Source organism: Streptomyces sp. NPDC046716 (genome assembly GCF_040645755.1).
Classification (GTDB): domain Bacteria; phylum Actinomycetota; class Actinomycetes; order Streptomycetales; family Streptomycetaceae; genus Streptomyces.
Genome location: NZ_JBEYYU010000038.1, coordinates 1 through 15,850, shown reverse-complemented (window position 1 = coordinate 15,850; position 15,850 = coordinate 1). Strand labels below are relative to the sequence as shown.

Sequence of the window (15,850 nt, the reverse complement as noted above, 5' to 3'; positions counted from 1 at the left end):
CTGGAGCGTCCCGTTCGTGGGGAATGTGCGTGGCGTGCTTCACGAAATCTGCAGAACCGGAACTGAGCGCTCCTCGTGTACGTCCCTCTCTCGTACGACACAAGAAGTTCGCGTAACCTCGGGAACTTCTGTGCGAATCCGTCGTATATGTCGAGAAGGGCAGGCTAGGTCAGGAGATGGGCGAGAAGCCGGAGAACTCCAAGGACGATCAGGGTGAGCCCAAGGAGAGGAAGCGGCCGGATCTGAGCGTGCCCCAGGTGGCGGGCAGCGCGGTCGCCGCCGTCGTGGCCGCGAAGCTCGCCTCCAGCTTCGGTGTCTACGGGACGATTCTGGGCGCCGGTGTGGTCAGTGCCCTCGCCACCTGTGGCGGCACGGTCTTCCAGCACTTCTTCCGGCGCACGGGCGAGCAGATACGCGACGTCGCCGTGACCGCCAAGCCCAAGGGGCGGCAGGTCCCGGTGACGGCCGAGGGGCGCCCCGTCCCGCGCACGTTCCGTTCGGACACCTCGATGGACGCCACGACCGCGATGGTCACGGGCGAGCGCCCGCCCGCGGCGCGGCCCGCCGTGAGCGCGATGCCGACGGCTCCGGCCACCACCACGTGGGGCAGGGCGGAACCGGCGGACACCGCCGCCGAGCACACCGCGCACGTCGCGGACGCCGACAGGACCACCGTGCTGCCGCAGGTGTCCGGCGGCCCGGCGCCGGACCTCGAGGGGACGCAGCTGCTCGACACCGGTGCGGTGGCCGACCTGCTGGCCGACACCACCGCCACCCTCGCGGGCGGCGAAGCCGACGGCGACGACCGTACGCGCGTGCTGGGCACGGTCCGGGCGGCCGACCCGGACAAGACGCAGCTCATCAGTACCGAAGGCGTCGACGAGGCCACGCGCCTGCTGCGGATCGCGGACGACGGATCCGGCCGGCCGCCGGCCCCGGACGGGGGCGGCGAGGAGTTCACCGAGGGCACGGTGCACCGCACCCGTGTCAAGAGCTGGAAGCGGCCGTTGATCGCCGCGGCCGTGGTCTTCGGCGTCACCATGGGCGGCATCACGACGTACGAGCTGGTGAGCGGCCAGAGTTTCAGCGGCGGCGGCGACACCACCATCGGCGACGCCTTCAAGGGGCACAACAAGTCGTCGGGCGGCGGCGGACCGACGCCCGGAACCTCGCAGGAACCGTCCGACGGTGGCAGCACCGGCACGGACGGCACCGCGGAGAACGGCGACGGGTCGTCCACGGACGGGAACACCACCCCCACGCTGACGCCGAGCGGAAGCAGCAGCTCCGACACGGGCGACGGCACGGACAACGGCTCCGACCAGGGGTCCGGCGACGGCTCGGACAACGACGGCGACGGCGCGTCGTCCACCCCGACGCCCACCCCGACCCCGTCGCAGAGCGCGGGCTCGGGCACCGGTGCCACCAGCGACACCGGCGCGCAGACGCCGGGGGAGTAGGCCGGGTCAGTCGCCGAGGACCCGGCGCAGGTAGGCGTTGCCGAACAGGCGGTCCGGGTCCAGGCGGTCGCGCAGGCCCGTGAACTCGCCGAAGCGCGGGTAGACCTTGGCGAAGTACTCGGCGTCCCTGGTGTGCACCTTGCCCCAGTGCGGGCGGCCCTCGTGGGCCGTGAAGATCCGCTCGGCCGCGGTGAAGTACCGCTGGTACGGGGTGCCCTTGTACATGTGGACGGCGATGTAGGCGCTGTCCCGGCCCGACGCCGTGGACAGCGCGATGTCGTCCGCCGGGGCGGTGCGGACCTCCACGGGGAAGCTGACCCGCAGATCCGAGCCGTCCACCATGGACTTCAGCTCGCGCAGCGTCGCCACCAGGGCCTCGCGCGGAACCGCGTACTCCATCTCCACGAAGCGCACCCGGCGCGGAGATGTGAAGACCTTGTAGGGAATGTCGGTGTACGTCCGGGCGGAGAGCGCCTTGCTGGAGACCTTGGCGATCGCCGGGATCGTGGCGGGCACGGCCCGGCCGATCGAATTGACCACCTGGAAGAGGCCGTTGGAGAGGATCTCGTCCTCCCACAGGCTGCTGACCGCCGAGACCGGCGCCTCGGGGCCCGCGCTGCGGTTGTTGCGCTTGGTGTTGCAGTTACCGGTGTGCGGGAACCAGTAGAACTCGAAGTGCTCGTTCTCGGCGTGCAGTTCGTCGAAGTCCGCGAGCACCTTGTCGAAGCTCATCGGCTCCTCGCGCGCGGTGAGCAGGAAGACCGGCTCCACGGCGAAGGTGATCGCGGTGACGATGCCGAGCGCGCCCAGGCCGATCCGGGCGGCGGCGAAGATCTCGGGGTTCTCCGTCTCCGAGCAGGAGATCAGCTCCCCGGCCGCCGTGACCAGCTCGAGTCCCTTGATCTGCGCGGCGATGGAGGCCGAGTCGCGGCCCGTGCCGTGCGTGCCGGTGCTGGTGGCGCCGGAGACGGTCTGCTCCATGATGTCGCCCATGTTCGTGAGCGACAGACCCTCGCGGGCCAGGGCCATGTTGAGCCGCTTGAGCGGGGTGCCGGCCTCGACCGTGACAGTGCCCTTGTCACGATCGATGTTCCGTATGCCCGTCAACAGTTGAGGACGGATCAAGACACCGTCGGTCGCCGCCGCGGCCGTGAAGGAGTGGCCCGTGCCGACGGCCTTCACCTTCAGCCCGTCCTCCGCGGCCCCGCGCACCGCCGCGGTCAGTTCCTCGACCGAGGCGGGCGTCACCTCACGCACGGGACGCGAGACGACGTTCCCCGCCCAGTTACGCCACGCTGCGCCGCTCTTGCTGCTGCTGCCCGTCTGCGCCGTGCTCATCGGTTGTTCCTCCCCGCTGCGGAACCGGCTGCTTCAGCCGGCGGTACCCCAGGAACGCGACCAGGACCGCGACGGCGCCGGAGATCCCCGGCACCCCGTACCCGGCCTTCGCACCGGCGGCGTCGATCACCCAGCCGGACACGGACGAGCCGAGCGCGACACCGGCCGTCAGTCCGGTGCTCACCCAGGTCATGCCCTCGGTCAGCTTCGCGCGCGGTACGTGCTGCTCGACGAGGGCCATCGTCGTGATCATCGTGGGAGCGACGGTCAGGCCCGCTACGAAGAGCGCCACGGCCAGGAGTGACAGGTTCCCGACCAGTTGGAGGGGGATCATACTCACGGCCATCACGCACACTCCCACCACCCACCTGCGCGCGGGGGCCCCGCTGAAGTGCAGCAGTCCGAACACCGCTCCGGCGACGCACGACCCGGCCGCGTACACGGCGAGCACGAGGCTGGCCATCGACTTGTGTCCCTGGTCCTCGGCGAAGGCCACCGTCACCACGTCGATCGAGCCGAAGATCGCGCCCGTCGCGATGAACGTGGCCACCAGAACCTGCAACCCGCGCGCGCGGAGCGCCGAACCCGAGCTCTCCTGGGTCCGCGGGTGCGGCAGCGGCTCCGTGGCCCGCTGCCCGGTCAGCCAGAAGACACCGACCGCGAGGAAGCAGCCCGCGAGCAGCGGCCCCGCCTCCGGGAACCACGCCGTGGAAAGACCGATCGAGATGATCGGCCCGAAGATGAAGCACACCTCGTCGATCACGGACTCGAAGGAGTACGCCGTGTGCAGCGACCGCGGAGTCTCCCGGTACAGCACCGCCCACCGGGCCCTGATCATCGACCCGACGCTCGGCACGCAGCCGATGAACGCGGCGCTCACGAACAGCGTCCAGTCCGGCGCCTCGTACTTCGCGCACAACAGCATCCCGGTGACCGCGACGAGCGAGACGAGCGTGGCCGGACGCAGCACGCGCCGCTGGCCGTACTGGTCGACGAGGCGGGAGATCTGCGGCCCGATCGCGGCGGCGGACAGCGCCACCGTCGCCGACAGCGCCCCCGCGAGGCCGTAGCGCCCGGTGAGCTGCGAGACCATCGTCACGATCCCGATGCCCATCATCGACAGAGGCATCCGCCCCAGGAATCCGGCGATCGAGAAGCTCTTGGTGCCGGGCAGGGCGAAGATGGCGCGGTAGGGGCTGGGCAAAGCGACTCCGGTCGGGCGGGCACCCGGGCGCGCCCGAGGGCGGCTCGGCACGGTACGGGGCGTAACTGGTAAGGCGTGAACGCGGCCCAAACAGCTTACGCGTGTCAGAGTTCGACCGGCATGGCAGTTTTCCGCCTGTCAGTGACGGGTGGCAGGATCGAACACATGCCAGAAGCGCACGCTGCCAGCCTCGATGCCCGCCCTTACGACGCCCTGCTCCTGCTCTCCTTCGGAGGCCCGGAGGGACCTGACGACGTCGTCCCGTTCCTGGAGAACGTGACGAGGGGCCGCGGCATCCCCAAGGAACGGCTCAAGGAAGTCGGGCAGCACTATTTCCTGTTCGGCGGGGTCAGCCCGATCAACGACCAGAACAGGGCGCTGCTCGACGCCCTGCGCAAGGACTTCGCCGAGCACGGCCTCGACCTGCCGGTCTACTGGGGCAACAGGAACTGGGCGCCCTACCTGACCGACACCCTGCGCGAGATGGTCACCGACGGCCACCGCCGCATCCTCGTCCTCGCCACCAGCGCGTACGCCTCGTACTCGGGCTGCCGCCAGTACCGCGAGAACCTCGCGGAGTCGCTGGCCGCCCTGGAGGCCGAGGGTCTCGAACTCCCGACCATCGACAAGCTGCGGCACTACTTCAACCACCCGGGCTTCGTGCGACCCATGGTCGACGGCGTCCTGAAGTCGCTCGCCGATCTTCCCGAGGACGTCCGGGACGGCGCCCACATCGCCTTCACCACGCACTCCATCCCGACCGCCGGGGCCGACACCTCCGGGCCCGTCGAGGGCCAGGGTGACGGCGGCGCGTACGTGAGGCAGCACCTGGACGTCGCGCGGCTGATCGCCGACGCCGTGCGCGAGGAGACCGGCGTCGACCACCCCTGGCAGCTCGTCTACCAGTCGCGGTCCGGCGCCCCGCACATCCCGTGGCTGGAGCCCGACATCTGCGACCACCTGGAGGAGCGGAAGTCCGCCGGTGCCCCCGCCGTCGTCATGGCCCCCATCGGCTTCGTCTCCGACCACATGGAGGTCCTGTACGACCTCGACACGGAGGCCACGGACAAGGCCGAGGAGATCGGCCTGCCGGTGCGCCGCTCCGCGACCGTCGGCGCCGACCCGCGCTTCGCCGGCGCCGTCCGCGAGCTGGTCCTGGAGCGCGCCGCCACCGAGAGCGGCAGGAACGTCACACGCTGCGCACTTGGCGCGCTCGGCCCGAGCCACGACCTCTGCCCGGTGGGCTGCTGCCCGGCCCGCGCCCCCAAGCCCGCGGCCGCGGGCGCCGACAGCCCGTACGCGTAAGGACACCGCTGTGACCGATCTGAAGGCAGAGCTGCTCGACGTCGCCCTGGAGGCGGCCGCCCGCGCGGGAGTCTTCCTGCGGGACGGCCGCCCGGCCGACCTCGGCGTCGCCGCCACCAAGACGAGCGCCGTCGACGTGGTCACCGAGATGGACATCGCCTCCGAGAAGCTGATCACGGACTTCCTGGCGGAGCGCCGCCCCGACGACGGCGTGCTCGGCGAGGAGGGCGCCTCCTCGGAGGGCACCAGCGGCGTCGAGTGGGTGATCGACCCCATCGACGGCACGGTCAACTACCTGTACGGGCGCCCCGACTGGTCCGTCTCCATCGCGGCCCGCAAGGACGGCGAGACGCTCGTCGGAGTCGTCGCTGCCCCGATGCGCGGCGAGACCTACCGCGCCGTCCTCGGCGGCGGCGCGTTCGTGAACGACAAGCCCGCGCGCGTGCGTGTCGCGCCGCCCTTCGAGCAGGCCCTGGTCGGTACCGGATTCGGTTACCTGGCGCAGCGGCGGGCCCATCAGGCGGATGTCGTACGGGAGTTGGTGCCGCGCGTCCGCGACATCCGGCGCGGCGGCTCGGCTGCCATCGACCTGTGCGACGTGGCCCTCGGCCGTCTCGACGCGTACTACGAGCGCGGCCTGAACCCCTGGGACTTCGCGGCCGGTGACCTCATCGCGCGCGAGGCGGGCGCCCGCACCGGCGGCCGTCCCGGCGCCGCCCTGTCGAGCGAGCTGACCGTCGCCGCCCCGCCCGGCCTCTTCGAGGCGCTGCAGAACCGGCTGGAGGAGCTCGGCGCCTGGCACGACTGACCCGCACACGCGAAAGGGCCCCGGCGCCCGCCTGGATCGAACCAGGCGCCGGGGCCCTTCCCTGTGTGCGGTGCGTGCGTGCGCGGTGCGTCAGACGGTCGTGGCGTGGATCTCCACGCCGTGCTCGGCGGCGAGACGGTGGAGATCGTCCAGCTCGCCCTGCTCGACCTCGGCGAGGAAGTCGTCGCCGGTCTCACGTGCCCGCGTCAGGTCGGTTTCGGCAGCCTCTATGCGCTGCAGCAGGCCTGCGGTGAATGCGTCCATGGTTGCGCCCCCTCGTCCTGGGTCGTGGGTCGGTGGCACGGGGGTGTGCCCTCTGGAAGGGGCGATCACGTATCGGACCGCCCTGCGGGAAGCGGACTCGACAGCGGCTCGTGGCATGCCACATACAAAGCGTGATCGCGGATGTAGTGCCGTCCTCCCCGCGCGCCCTTCCGCAGAAACCTCAACCCGTCGAGAAAATCCCGCATTCCCCGGACGCCAGGCCGTCTTACAGCCGGTTTATGGCCGAAAGGGGCAGGATGGTGACACACAACCCCGTGACCGGACCTGCCCACGCGCGCCCGAGCGCTGTCCGTGGGTGACCGAAGGCTTTAGTGGAAGGACAAGCGACGTGCGCGTACTCGTCGTCGAGGACGAGCAACTGCTCGCCGATGCGGTGGCCACCGGACTGCGCCGGGAGGCCATGGCCGTCGACGTCGTGTACGACGGTGCGGCCGCCCTGGAGCGCATCGGCGTCAACGACTACGACGTGGTCGTCCTCGACCGCGACCTCCCGCTCGTGCACGGCGACGACGTCGCCCGGAAGATCGTCGAGCTGGGCATGTCCACCCGCATCCTGATGCTGACCGCCTCCGGCGACGTCAGCGACCGCGTGGAGGGCCTGGAGCTCGGCGCCGACGACTATCTCCCCAAGCCCTTCGCGTTCAGCGAGCTGACGGCCCGTGTCCGCGCCCTCGGACGCCGTACGAGCGTGCCGCTGCCGCCCGTCCTGGAGCGCGCCGGCATCAAGCTGGACCCCAACCGCCGCGAGGTGTTCCGCGACGGCAAGGAGATCCAGCTCGCGCCCAAGGAGTTCGCCGTCCTGGAGGTCCTGCTGCGCAGCGAGGGAGCGGTGGTCTCGGCCGAACAGCTCCTGGAGAAGGCCTGGGACGAGAACACGGACCCGTTCACCAACGTCGTCCGGGTCACCGTCATGACCCTGCGCCGCAAGCTGGGCGAACCCGCCGTCATCGTCACCGTGCCGGGCTCCGGGTACCGGATCTGATCCGCTGATGGCCTCCTCACCCGCGCCCCCCAAGCCCACGGCGCCACCGAAGCCGACATGGCTGCCCGGACCGAAGGACGAACCGCCCTTCCCCTGGCTGCGGCCCACGATCCGGATACGGCTCACGCTCCTGTACGGGGGCATGTTCCTGATCGCGGGCATCCTGCTGCTGTCGATCATCTATCTGCTGGCGGCGCAGGCGCTGAACGTGGGCAGCGAGCTGCCGTTCAAGGTCGTCACCGAGAACAACCAGGTCAGCATCGTCAGCAACGTCTGCAGCTTCCCCTCCAGCCCCTCGGACTCCCAGCTGAACGACGCGCTGAACGCCTGCGTCAACCAGCAGCGCCAGCACGCGCTCGACGTCCTCCTCAGCCGCTCGCTCATGGCGCTGCTCGGCCTCGCGATCATCGCGTTCGCCTTCGGCTACGCCATGGCCGGCCGCGTGCTGTCGCCGCTCGGCCGCATCACGCGCACCGCGCGCCGGGTGGCCGGCACGGACCTGACGCGCCGAATCGAGCTGGACGGCCCGGACGACGAGCTCAAGGAGCTGGCGGACACCTTCGACGAGATGCTCGACCGCCTGGAGCGGGCGTTCACCGCCCAGCAGCGCTTCGTCGGCAACGCCTCGCACGAACTGCGCACCCCGCTCGCGATCAACCGCACCCTCCTGGAGGTCCATCTCTCCGATCCGGGCGCCCCCGTGGAGCTCCAGCAGCTCGGCAAGACCCTCCTGGCCACCAACGAGCGCAGTGAACAGCTCGTGGAGGGCCTGCTGCTGCTCGCCCGCAGCGACAACCAGATCGTGGAGCGCAAGCCCGTGAACCTGGCGGAGGTCGCCTCCCAGGCGCTGGATCAGGCCAGGTCCGAGGCGGACGAGAAGGGCGTGGAGATCCGCGGCGAGCGCAAGGAGGCGGTCGTCCAGGGCAACGGCGTACTCCTGGAGCGCATCGCGCTCAACCTCGTACAGAACGCGATCCGGTACAACATCCCGGAGGGCGGCTGGGTCGAGGTCGACACCGAGGCCCAGCACGGCCAGGCGGTCCTCCTCGTGGCCAACACCGGGCCGGTGGTCCCCGCGTACGAGATCGACAACCTCTTCGAGCCGTTCCGGCGGCTGCGCACCGAGCGGACCGGCAGCGACAAGGGCGTGGGTCTCGGCCTGTCCATCGCCCGGTCCGTGGCGCGCGCCCACGGCGGCCGCATCGCCGCCGAGCCCCGCGAGGGGGGTGGCCTGGTGATGCGCGTCACCCTGCCGCTCTAGGCCAGTCGTCGGCACGACCGGCCCGGTTCGAGATGCACAGCGCGTGCGGATCTGACATGCTTCCGCCGACGCGCTGACCGAGTTCGCTTTTAGCGGAATTTTCGGGACCTGCGCCCGGAGAAGCCGTGTGGGATCGATCACATGGGCGAATTTCGGGCCATCTACAGTCCGTGATCGCTCAAGGCGGCAGAAAGCCTGGAAAATCCGGGTTTTCGGGCGCCTTGATCACGGGAAGTACACGGGATGGCGGTCGTGCAGTGCGACATCAGGACCGTGTACGGTCCCGTTCGCCACCCAAGCTGATCACTCTCGGGGGATCCGGTTGGGTGTCGATTGAGTAACAGACCTTGATGTGAGGCAAAATCTCCGCCTCAGGTCGGGCACAAGTCCGGCCTCTCATGCGTTACGTGCGCTGAGACACCTGCAGACACCCAGAGGGGGAGAGGCGACATGGCAACGGACTACGACACTCCACGTAAGACCGATGACGACCTCAACGAGGACAGCATCGAAGAACTGAAGTCCCGGCGGAACGACAAGTCCGCGTCGAATGTCGACGTGGACGAGTTCGAGGCGGCCGAGGGTCTGGAGCTCCCGGGCGCCGACCTCTCGAACGAGGAACTGGCCGTCCGCGTCCTGCCCAAGCAGCAGGACGAGTTCACCTGCATGAGCTGCTTCCTGGTGCACCACCGCAGCCAGCTCGCGCGGGAGAAGAACGGGCAGCCGATCTGCCGCGACTGCGACTGAGGCAGGGTCGGGCATGACTGGCTCGACCCCGCCCTGGAAGCGCCGTACCTGGAGCAAGCGCAGGGATGCGGCTCAAGGCCCGTCAGAGGCCGTGCGTGACGACGAGCGAGGCTCTTTCCCCGGCGCAGCCGGTGAAGAGGCCTCGCTCGAATCGGCGGACGGTCACGAGCTGTCGGGAGACCCGGCGAGAGCGGCGTCCGCGGACGCCTCGGGCGCCGTGGAGCTGTACGACACCGACCCGGCCGCCGAGACGCACGCGGCGCTCAGAGGCCGGATGGCCGCCGTCATGGACGGCGTCCGCAAGAGCGGCGACGTCGCGAGATCGGGGATGGCGAAAGGCGGCAGCGCCGCGAGAACGGGGATGGCCAAGGGCGGCGCCGCCGCCAAGGCCGGTATCGGCTATCTCGCCGACCAGATCATCAAGAACGCGCCACGGGTGCCCGTACGGGACCTGGCGACCCTCCGCCGACAGTTCCCCGGCCTGGAGCCCGAGCGGCTCGCGGACAAGCTGGTCGCCGGCGCGGCGAGAGCGACGTCCACGGTGGGCGCCGGAGTCGGCGCCGCGGCGATGCTCCCCGTACCGCCCGCGATGCCCACCGAGCTGGCCGCGGAGATCACGGGCGTGGCCGCGATCGAGCTCAAGCTCATCGCCGAGCTGCACGAGGTCTACGGACTGCGCCCGCCCGGCAATCTGAAGGACCGCAGCACGGCCTATCTGCACTCCTGGTCGGACGAGCGCGGTATCGACGTGAAGAAGCCGATGACGGTCAACGCGGCGCTCGGCGGCCAGATGAAGCGCGAGCTGCGTCAGCAGATCATGAAGCGGATGGTGCGGAACCTGCCGAGCCTGACGCCGTTCATGGTCGGCGCCGCCGTCGGCGCGGTCATGAACCGACGGGACACCAGGAAGCTCGCCGAGCGGATCCGCAAGGACCTGCGGGCCGCCCAGGTGCCCTGGGACGAACTCGGCGACCTGCCGCCCCTGGAAGCCCCCGCGGACCCCCTGGAGCTAGAGGGCTGACCCGCCGCCCAGAGCCTTTGCCAAAGTTTCAGGTTCGCGGGTCGAGAGATACACGTACGGGGTCGGGTCCTCGGGGTCCACGACCTCGGCCCGCACCGCCGTCGGCACGTAGCTGCGCAGCAGCATGAAGGCGCGCGGGTCCGCCTTGTGCATGCGCCAGGCGCGCGCCTCCTCGGCGTCCAGCACCTCCACGGCGCCCAGCGCGGACAGCGGGATCTTCGCGTCGCCCGCGATCAGCGAATCGCCCACGACCCGGATCCGGATCGAGCCGTACGAGCTGGTGATGACGGCGGCCACGAGCAGGCCGACGACGAAGCCGCCGAGCAGCGGGAGCGTGCCGAACGGCAGCGCGATGATGCCGCCCGCGACACCGACGAGAAAGGTGATGACCCACCACGAACGGGGCGCGGTGAGTCGTTCTTCGTACGGCATCGTCGAGAGCTCCATGCGGACTAGCTTGGCACGATGCGTGCGGGCACAGGACCCGCGGGTAAGGTCTGCGCCTGTGAGTGGTACTTCAGCAGCTCTGACGCCCCCCGCCGACGCGATAGCGCCCGTGCGGCACCCCGACGCGCCCGCCCCCGGCGAACTCCTCGGCCCGCACTACGGACACTGTTTCGGCTGCGGCGGCGAACAGCCGCACGGGCTGCACCTGGCGGCACGGGCCGGCGACGGCGTCACCGTCACCGCCGAGTTCACCGTACGCCCCGAGCACCAGGGCGCCCCCGGCCTCGCACACGGCGGCCTGCTGGCCACCGCGCTCGACGAGACGCTGGGCTCGCTGAACTGGCTGACGCAGGCCATCGCCGTCACGGGACGCCTCGAGACGGACTATGTGCGGCCCGTGCCGGTGGGCACCGTGCTGCATCTGTCCGCCGAGATCACCGCGGTGGCCGGGCGCAAGATCTACTCGACCGCGACCGGCCGGATCGGCGGCCCCGACGGGCCCGTCGCCGTCCGTGCCGACGCCCTCTTCATCGAGGTGAAGGTCGACCACTTCATCGACAACGGCCGTCAGGAAGAGATCCAGGCGGCCATGAGCGACCCGGACCAGATCCGGCGCGCCCGTGCCTTCGAGGTGAACCCGTGACCCAGCAGCTCCTTGACGTGCTCATCCGGCGCGTCGACCCCGATGTACCGCTGCCCGCGTACGCGCAGCCGGGCGACGCAGGCGCCGATCTGCGGACCACCGAGGCGTACGAGCTCGCCCCCGGCGAGCGGACGGTGCTGCCCACCGGAGTGTCTGTCGCCCTGCCCGAGGGGTACGCGGCCTTCGTGCACCCGCGATCCGGTCTTGCCGCCCGCTGCGGTGTCGCCCTGGTGAATGCCCCGGGGACGGTGGATGCCGGGTACCGTGGGGAGATCAAGGTGATCGTGGTGAATCTCGACCCGCGCGAGAGCGTGCGGTTCGAGCGCTTCGACCGGATTGCCCAACTGGTCGTCCAGCAGGTCGAGAAGGTTCGCTTCCGCGAGGTCGCGGAGCTTCCCGGATCGGCGCGGGCCGAGGGGGGCTTCGGGTCCACCGGTGGGCATGCCTCTGTGGGTGTCTCCGCCGGGACCGTCGAGGACACAGGCGGTCAAAAGGGTGGGAATCGATACGCTTCGGTCGTATCCGACCGGGAAGGACAGTGACGTGTTCGGACGTCGCAAGAAGAACAGCTCCGCTGAGGACGCAGTGGACGCGGCGGGCGAGGCCGAGCAGGTCGTCGACGACAGCGCCGACGGTGCCGATGACGCCGCAGCCGGGTCGCAGCGGGTGCGACTCGAGCCCGAGCCGCGTCCCGACGGCCCCTGGGACGGCTCCGAGGTCCGTGAGCCCGGCGAGGGCCGGGTGGACCTCGGCGGTCTCTTCGTCCCCGGTGTCGAGGGCATGGAGCTGCGGGTGGAGGTCGCGGGCGACGCGATCGTCGCCGCGACCGTGGTCCTGAGGGACAGCGCGATCCAGCTGCAGGCCTTCGCCGCCCCCAAGAAGGAGGGCATCTGGGGCGAGGTCCGCGAGGAGATCGCCACGGGCATCACCCAGCAGGGTGGTGTGATCGACGAGATCGAGGGTTCGCTCGGCTGGGAGCTGCGCGCCCAGGTGCCGGTGCAGCTGCCCGACGGCACGGGCGGCTTCCAGGTCGTCCGGTTCATCGGTGTGGACGGCCCGCGCTGGTTCCTGCGCGGTGTGATCTCGGGTCAGGGTGCGGTGCAGCCGCAGGCCGCCGGTCTGCTCGAGCAGATCTTCCGCGACACGGTCGTGGTGCGCGGTGACGGTCCGATGGCCCCGCGCGACCCGATCGTCCTGAAGCTCCCGGACGACGCGCAGATGGTCGCCGAGGGCGCCGCTCAGGACAGCCAGGAGGCCTCGCGCTTCTCCGGCGGCATGGGTCAGCTGGCCCGCGGCCCGGAGATCACCGAGGTGCGCTGACGCGGCACGGTTGTCGTACGCGGCCGGGGGCCGCGCATCCGCAAGGGTGCGCGGCCCCCGGCTTTTTGCTGCCCGGCTCTCAACTGCCGTTCTTTCTTCAGTACTTGACGGAAGGCTGGTCCGTACCTAGGGTCACCGGCCAACGCCAGAGTTCACACTGGCGCCCCACGTTCATATACGGGAACGGATGGCCCCCACCATGCAGGCTCGTCACAGAAGATCGCGCACAGCCCTGCTCGCCACCCTGACGACCACCGTCACGGCTCTCGTCGCCGGTGTCCTCGCCTGGCCCGGTGCCGACCGCGCCGACGCGGCGCCGAGCACCTTCGCCCACCCCGGAGTCACCGTCTCCCAGGGGCAGCTGGACTTCGCCAAGGCCAAGGTCGACGCCGGGGCGCAGCCCTGGAAGGGCGCCTTCGACCAGATGATGGGCAGCAAGTACGCGGACCTGAACCGCACCCCCAAGCCCCGTGCCACCGTCGAGTGCGGCTCGTACTCCAACCCCAACTACGGCTGCACCGACGAGCGCGAGGACGCGATAGCCGCGTACACCGACGCCCTCGCCTGGTACTTCACCCGCGACGAGCGCTACGCGAAGAAGTCGATCGCGCTCATGGACGCCTGGTCCGGGACGATCAAGGAGCACACCAACAGCAACGCGCCGCTGCAGACCGGCTGGGCCGGCTCCTCCTGGCCCAAGGCCGCCGAGATCATCAAGTACACGTACAGCGGCGGCTGGGCGAACGAGGGCCGTTTCAGGACGATGCTGCGCGACGTCTACCTGCCGAAGGTCATCAACGGCTCCAACTCCAACGGCAACTGGGAGCTGTCGATGATGGAGGCCGCCGTCGGGATCTCCGTCTTCCTGGAGGACAAGACCTCGTACGACAAGGCCATGGCGAAGTTCCGGACCCGGACGGCCGCGTACGTCTATCTCGCCTCTGACGGCGACCTGCCCAAGACCGTGCCGAGCCAGAACCTCGACACCAAGGCGAAGATCGTCGGCTACTGGCAGGGCCAGTCGACCTTCGTGACGGGCCTGACGCAGGAGACCTGCCGCGACTTCACGCACACCGGGTACGGCATCTCGGCCATCTCGCACATCGCCGAGACCAGCCGCATCCAGGGGCAGGACCTGTACGGCACGGACGTCGGTGAGCGGCTGCGGCAGGCGCTCGGCTTCCAGGCCAAGTACGAGCTCGGCGAGGCGCCGCCCGGCTGGCTGTGCGGCGGCAGCGTCAACCGCGGTCTCGGGCCGGTCACCGAGGTCGGCTACAACGCGCTGCACACCCGCCTCGGCACCGCGATGACCAACACCCAGAAGCTCACCGAGCAGCAGCGGCCCGCCGGGTCCAACAACCTGTTCGTGGCCTGGGAGACCCTGACGCACGCCGAGAACCCGAGTTAGGCGTACGCCGGCGGGCGGCTTCGGCGCATCAGGGTTGCGTCAAAGCCGCCCGCCCACCAGGCCTCTATCCCTTTTGTCGGAATTATTGGCCGTAAGGTCGACGCTGCGTGGAGCGGTGACTGAAAGACAATGGGGCCATGGGACGCGGCAAGCTACGGATCTACCTCGGATCGGCACCGGGCGTCGGCAAGACGTACGCGATGCTCTCCGAGGCGCACCGCCGCGTCGAGCGCGGTACCGACTGCGTGGTCGCGTTCGTCGAGCACCACGGGCGTACGCGCACCGAGGTGATGCTGCACGGCCTGGAGCAGGTGACGCGGGCGGAGATCGAGTACCGCGGATCGGTCTTCCGCGAGATGGACGTGGACGCCGTCCTGCGACGGGCCCCCGCCGTCGCCCTCGTCGACGAACTGGCCCACACGAACGTGCCGGGTTCCCGCAACGCCAAGCGCTGGCAGGACGTCGAGGAGCTGCTCGCCGCGGGCATCGACGTCGTCTCGACGGTGAACATCCAGCATCTGGAGTCCCTGGGCGACGTCGTCGAGTCGATCACCGGGGTCCGGCAGCGCGAGACCGTGCCGGACGAGATGGTCCGGCGGGCCGATCAGATCGAGCTGGTCGACATGTCGCCGCAGGCGCTGCGCCGGCGGATGGCGCACGGCAACATCTACAAGCCGGACAAGGTCGACGCGGCTCTCTCGAACTATTTCCGTCCCGGCAACCTCACGGCGCTGCGCGAGCTGGCCCTGCTGTGGGTCGCCGACCGGGCCGACGCCTACCTCCAGCAGTACCGGGGCGAGCACAACATCCGCTCCACCTGGCAGGCCCGCGAGCGCATCGTCGTCGGTCTGACGGGCGGTCCCGAGGGCCGTACGTTGATCAGGAGGGCGGCGCGGCTCGCGGAGAAGGGCGCCGGGGGCGAGGTCCTGGCGGTGTACATCGCGCGGAGCGACGGGCTCACGGCCGCGTCCCCGAAGGAGCTGGCGCTCCAGCGCACGCTCGTCGAGGACCTCGGCGGAACGTTCCATCATGTGATCGGCGACGACATTCCCGCCGCCCTCCTGGAGTTCGCGCGCGGGGTCAACGCCACGCAGATCGTCCTCGGCTCCTCCCGCCGCAAGACCTGGCAGTACATGTTCGGGCCCGGCGTCGGCGCCACCGTCGCCCGTGAGTCGGGCCCCGACCTCGACGTGCACATCGTCACGCACGAGGAGGTCGCCAAGGGACGCGGCCTGCCCGTCGCCCGCGGCGCCCGGCTCGGCCGGTCCCGCGTCGTGTGGGGCTGGCTCATCGGCGTCGGCGGGCCCGCGCTGCTCGCGCTGATCCTCACCAACGTGGACAGCGACCTCGGCCTCGCCAACGACATGCTGCTGTTCCTGTCCCTGATCGTGGCGGCGGCGCTGGTCGGCGGGCTGCTGCCGGCGCTCGCGTCGGCGGCGTTCGGCTCGCTCCTGCTGAACTACTACTTCACCCCGCCGCTGCACCTGTGGACCGTCGCGGACCCGAAGAACATCGTGGCCATCGCGATCTTCGTCGGGGTGGCGGTGTCGGTGGCGTCGGTGGTGGATCTGGCGGCCCGGCGTACGCATCAGGCGGCGCGGTTGCGTGCGGAGTCGGAGAT

General features: G+C 70.3%; 16 protein-coding genes. 12 read left to right on the top strand and 4 right to left on the bottom strand.

Annotated features, from left to right (window positions below):
• The first annotated feature begins 176 nt into the window (after positions 1–176).
• Positions 177–1,460 (top strand): hypothetical protein, encoded by a 1,284-nt coding sequence (locus ABZ930_RS26170; RefSeq protein WP_361552364.1) that lies wholly within the window; start codon positions 177–179, stop codon positions 1,458–1,460.
• A 6-nt stretch (positions 1,461–1,466) separates the two neighbouring features.
• Here the strand turns inward: ABZ930_RS26170 and ABZ930_RS26165 are convergent, their stop codons facing one another.
• Positions 1,467–2,798, bottom strand: coding sequence for a D-arabinono-1,4-lactone oxidase (locus tag ABZ930_RS26165; protein WP_361552361.1), 1,332 nt, complete (start codon positions 2,796–2,798; stop codon positions 1,467–1,469).
• A complete protein-coding gene (locus ABZ930_RS26160) occupies positions 2,746–4,002 on the bottom strand; it encodes an MFS transporter (protein WP_361552358.1) in 1,257 nt (418 codons plus the stop codon). Before ABZ930_RS26160 ends, ABZ930_RS26165 begins: the two co-directional genes overlap by 53 nt.
• Positions 4,003–4,167: 165 nt before the next feature.
• Here ABZ930_RS26160 and ABZ930_RS26155 point away from each other — a divergent pair, with 165 nt between their 5' ends.
• Both ABZ930_RS26155 and ABZ930_RS26150 read left to right on the top strand, forming a co-directional pair.
• On the top strand, positions 4,168–5,307 hold the full coding sequence (locus ABZ930_RS26155; protein ID WP_361552355.1) for a ferrochelatase: 1,140 nt from the start codon (positions 4,168–4,170) through the stop codon (positions 5,305–5,307).
• A gap of 10 nt (positions 5,308–5,317) precedes the next feature.
• Positions 5,318–6,115 carry an inositol monophosphatase family protein gene (locus tag ABZ930_RS26150; protein ID WP_361552353.1) on the top strand — a complete coding sequence of 266 codons (798 nt, stop codon included), beginning with the start codon at positions 5,318–5,320 and terminating at the stop codon, positions 6,113–6,115.
• 90 nt (positions 6,116–6,205) lie between these two features.
• Here ABZ930_RS26150 and ABZ930_RS26145 read toward each other — a convergent pair whose 3' ends face one another.
• Entirely contained in the window at positions 6,206–6,379 is a 174-nt protein-coding gene (locus tag ABZ930_RS26145) for a hypothetical protein (protein WP_361552350.1), read from the bottom strand.
• 349 nt (positions 6,380–6,728) lie between these two features.
• Here ABZ930_RS26145 and ABZ930_RS26140 point away from each other — a divergent pair, with 349 nt between their 5' ends.
• From ABZ930_RS26140 to ABZ930_RS26125, 4 genes are all read left to right on the top strand, one after another.
• On the top strand, positions 6,729–7,382 hold the full coding sequence (locus ABZ930_RS26140; RefSeq protein WP_111662538.1) for a response regulator transcription factor: 654 nt from the start codon (positions 6,729–6,731) through the stop codon (positions 7,380–7,382).
• Positions 7,383–7,389: 7 nt separating this feature from the next.
• Positions 7,390–8,643 (top strand): HAMP domain-containing sensor histidine kinase, encoded by a 1,254-nt coding sequence (locus ABZ930_RS26135; RefSeq protein ID WP_361552346.1) that lies wholly within the window; start codon positions 7,390–7,392, stop codon positions 8,641–8,643.
• A gap of 450 nt (positions 8,644–9,093) precedes the next feature.
• Positions 9,094–9,390, top strand: coding sequence for a DUF4193 domain-containing protein (locus ABZ930_RS26130; RefSeq protein WP_018535993.1), 297 nt, complete (start codon positions 9,094–9,096; stop codon positions 9,388–9,390).
• Between the two features lie 13 nt (positions 9,391–9,403).
• The gene (locus ABZ930_RS26125; protein ID WP_361552342.1) at positions 9,404–10,411 is read left to right on the top strand and encodes a hypothetical protein; all 1,008 of its coding nucleotides are present in this window, start codon (positions 9,404–9,406) and stop codon (positions 10,409–10,411) included.
• Here ABZ930_RS26125 and ABZ930_RS26120 read toward each other — a convergent pair.
• Entirely contained in the window at positions 10,400–10,858 is a 459-nt protein-coding gene (locus ABZ930_RS26120; protein WP_361552339.1) for a DUF3093 domain-containing protein, read from the bottom strand. The two genes, ABZ930_RS26125 and ABZ930_RS26120, sit on opposite strands and share 12 nt — an antisense overlap.
• A 58-nt stretch (positions 10,859–10,916) precedes the next feature.
• Between ABZ930_RS26120 and ABZ930_RS26115 the strand changes: the two genes are divergently transcribed.
• The 5 genes from ABZ930_RS26115 to ABZ930_RS26095 form a co-directional block, all read left to right on the top strand.
• Complete coding sequence (locus ABZ930_RS26115) at positions 10,917–11,501, top strand: PaaI family thioesterase (RefSeq protein WP_361552336.1); 585 nt, start codon at positions 10,917–10,919, stop codon at positions 11,499–11,501.
• A complete protein-coding gene (gene dut / locus ABZ930_RS26110) occupies positions 11,498–12,043 on the top strand; it encodes a dUTP diphosphatase (protein ID WP_361552333.1) in 546 nt (181 codons plus the stop codon). Before ABZ930_RS26115 ends, dut begins: the two co-directional genes overlap by 4 nt.
• Before the next feature lies 1 nt (position 12,044).
• Positions 12,045–12,821 carry a DUF3710 domain-containing protein gene (locus tag ABZ930_RS26105; RefSeq protein WP_361552330.1) on the top strand — a complete coding sequence of 259 codons (777 nt, stop codon included), beginning with the start codon at positions 12,045–12,047 and terminating at the stop codon, positions 12,819–12,821.
• A 199-nt stretch (positions 12,822–13,020) separates the two neighbouring features.
• Positions 13,021–14,229 carry an alginate lyase family protein gene (locus ABZ930_RS26100; RefSeq protein ID WP_361552328.1) on the top strand — a complete coding sequence of 403 codons (1,209 nt, stop codon included), beginning with the start codon at positions 13,021–13,023 and terminating at the stop codon, positions 14,227–14,229.
• 137 nt (positions 14,230–14,366) lie between these two features.
• The coding region (locus ABZ930_RS26095) for a DUF4118 domain-containing protein (RefSeq protein ID WP_361552325.1) at positions 14,367–15,850 on the top strand (1,484 nt) is incomplete at its 3' end.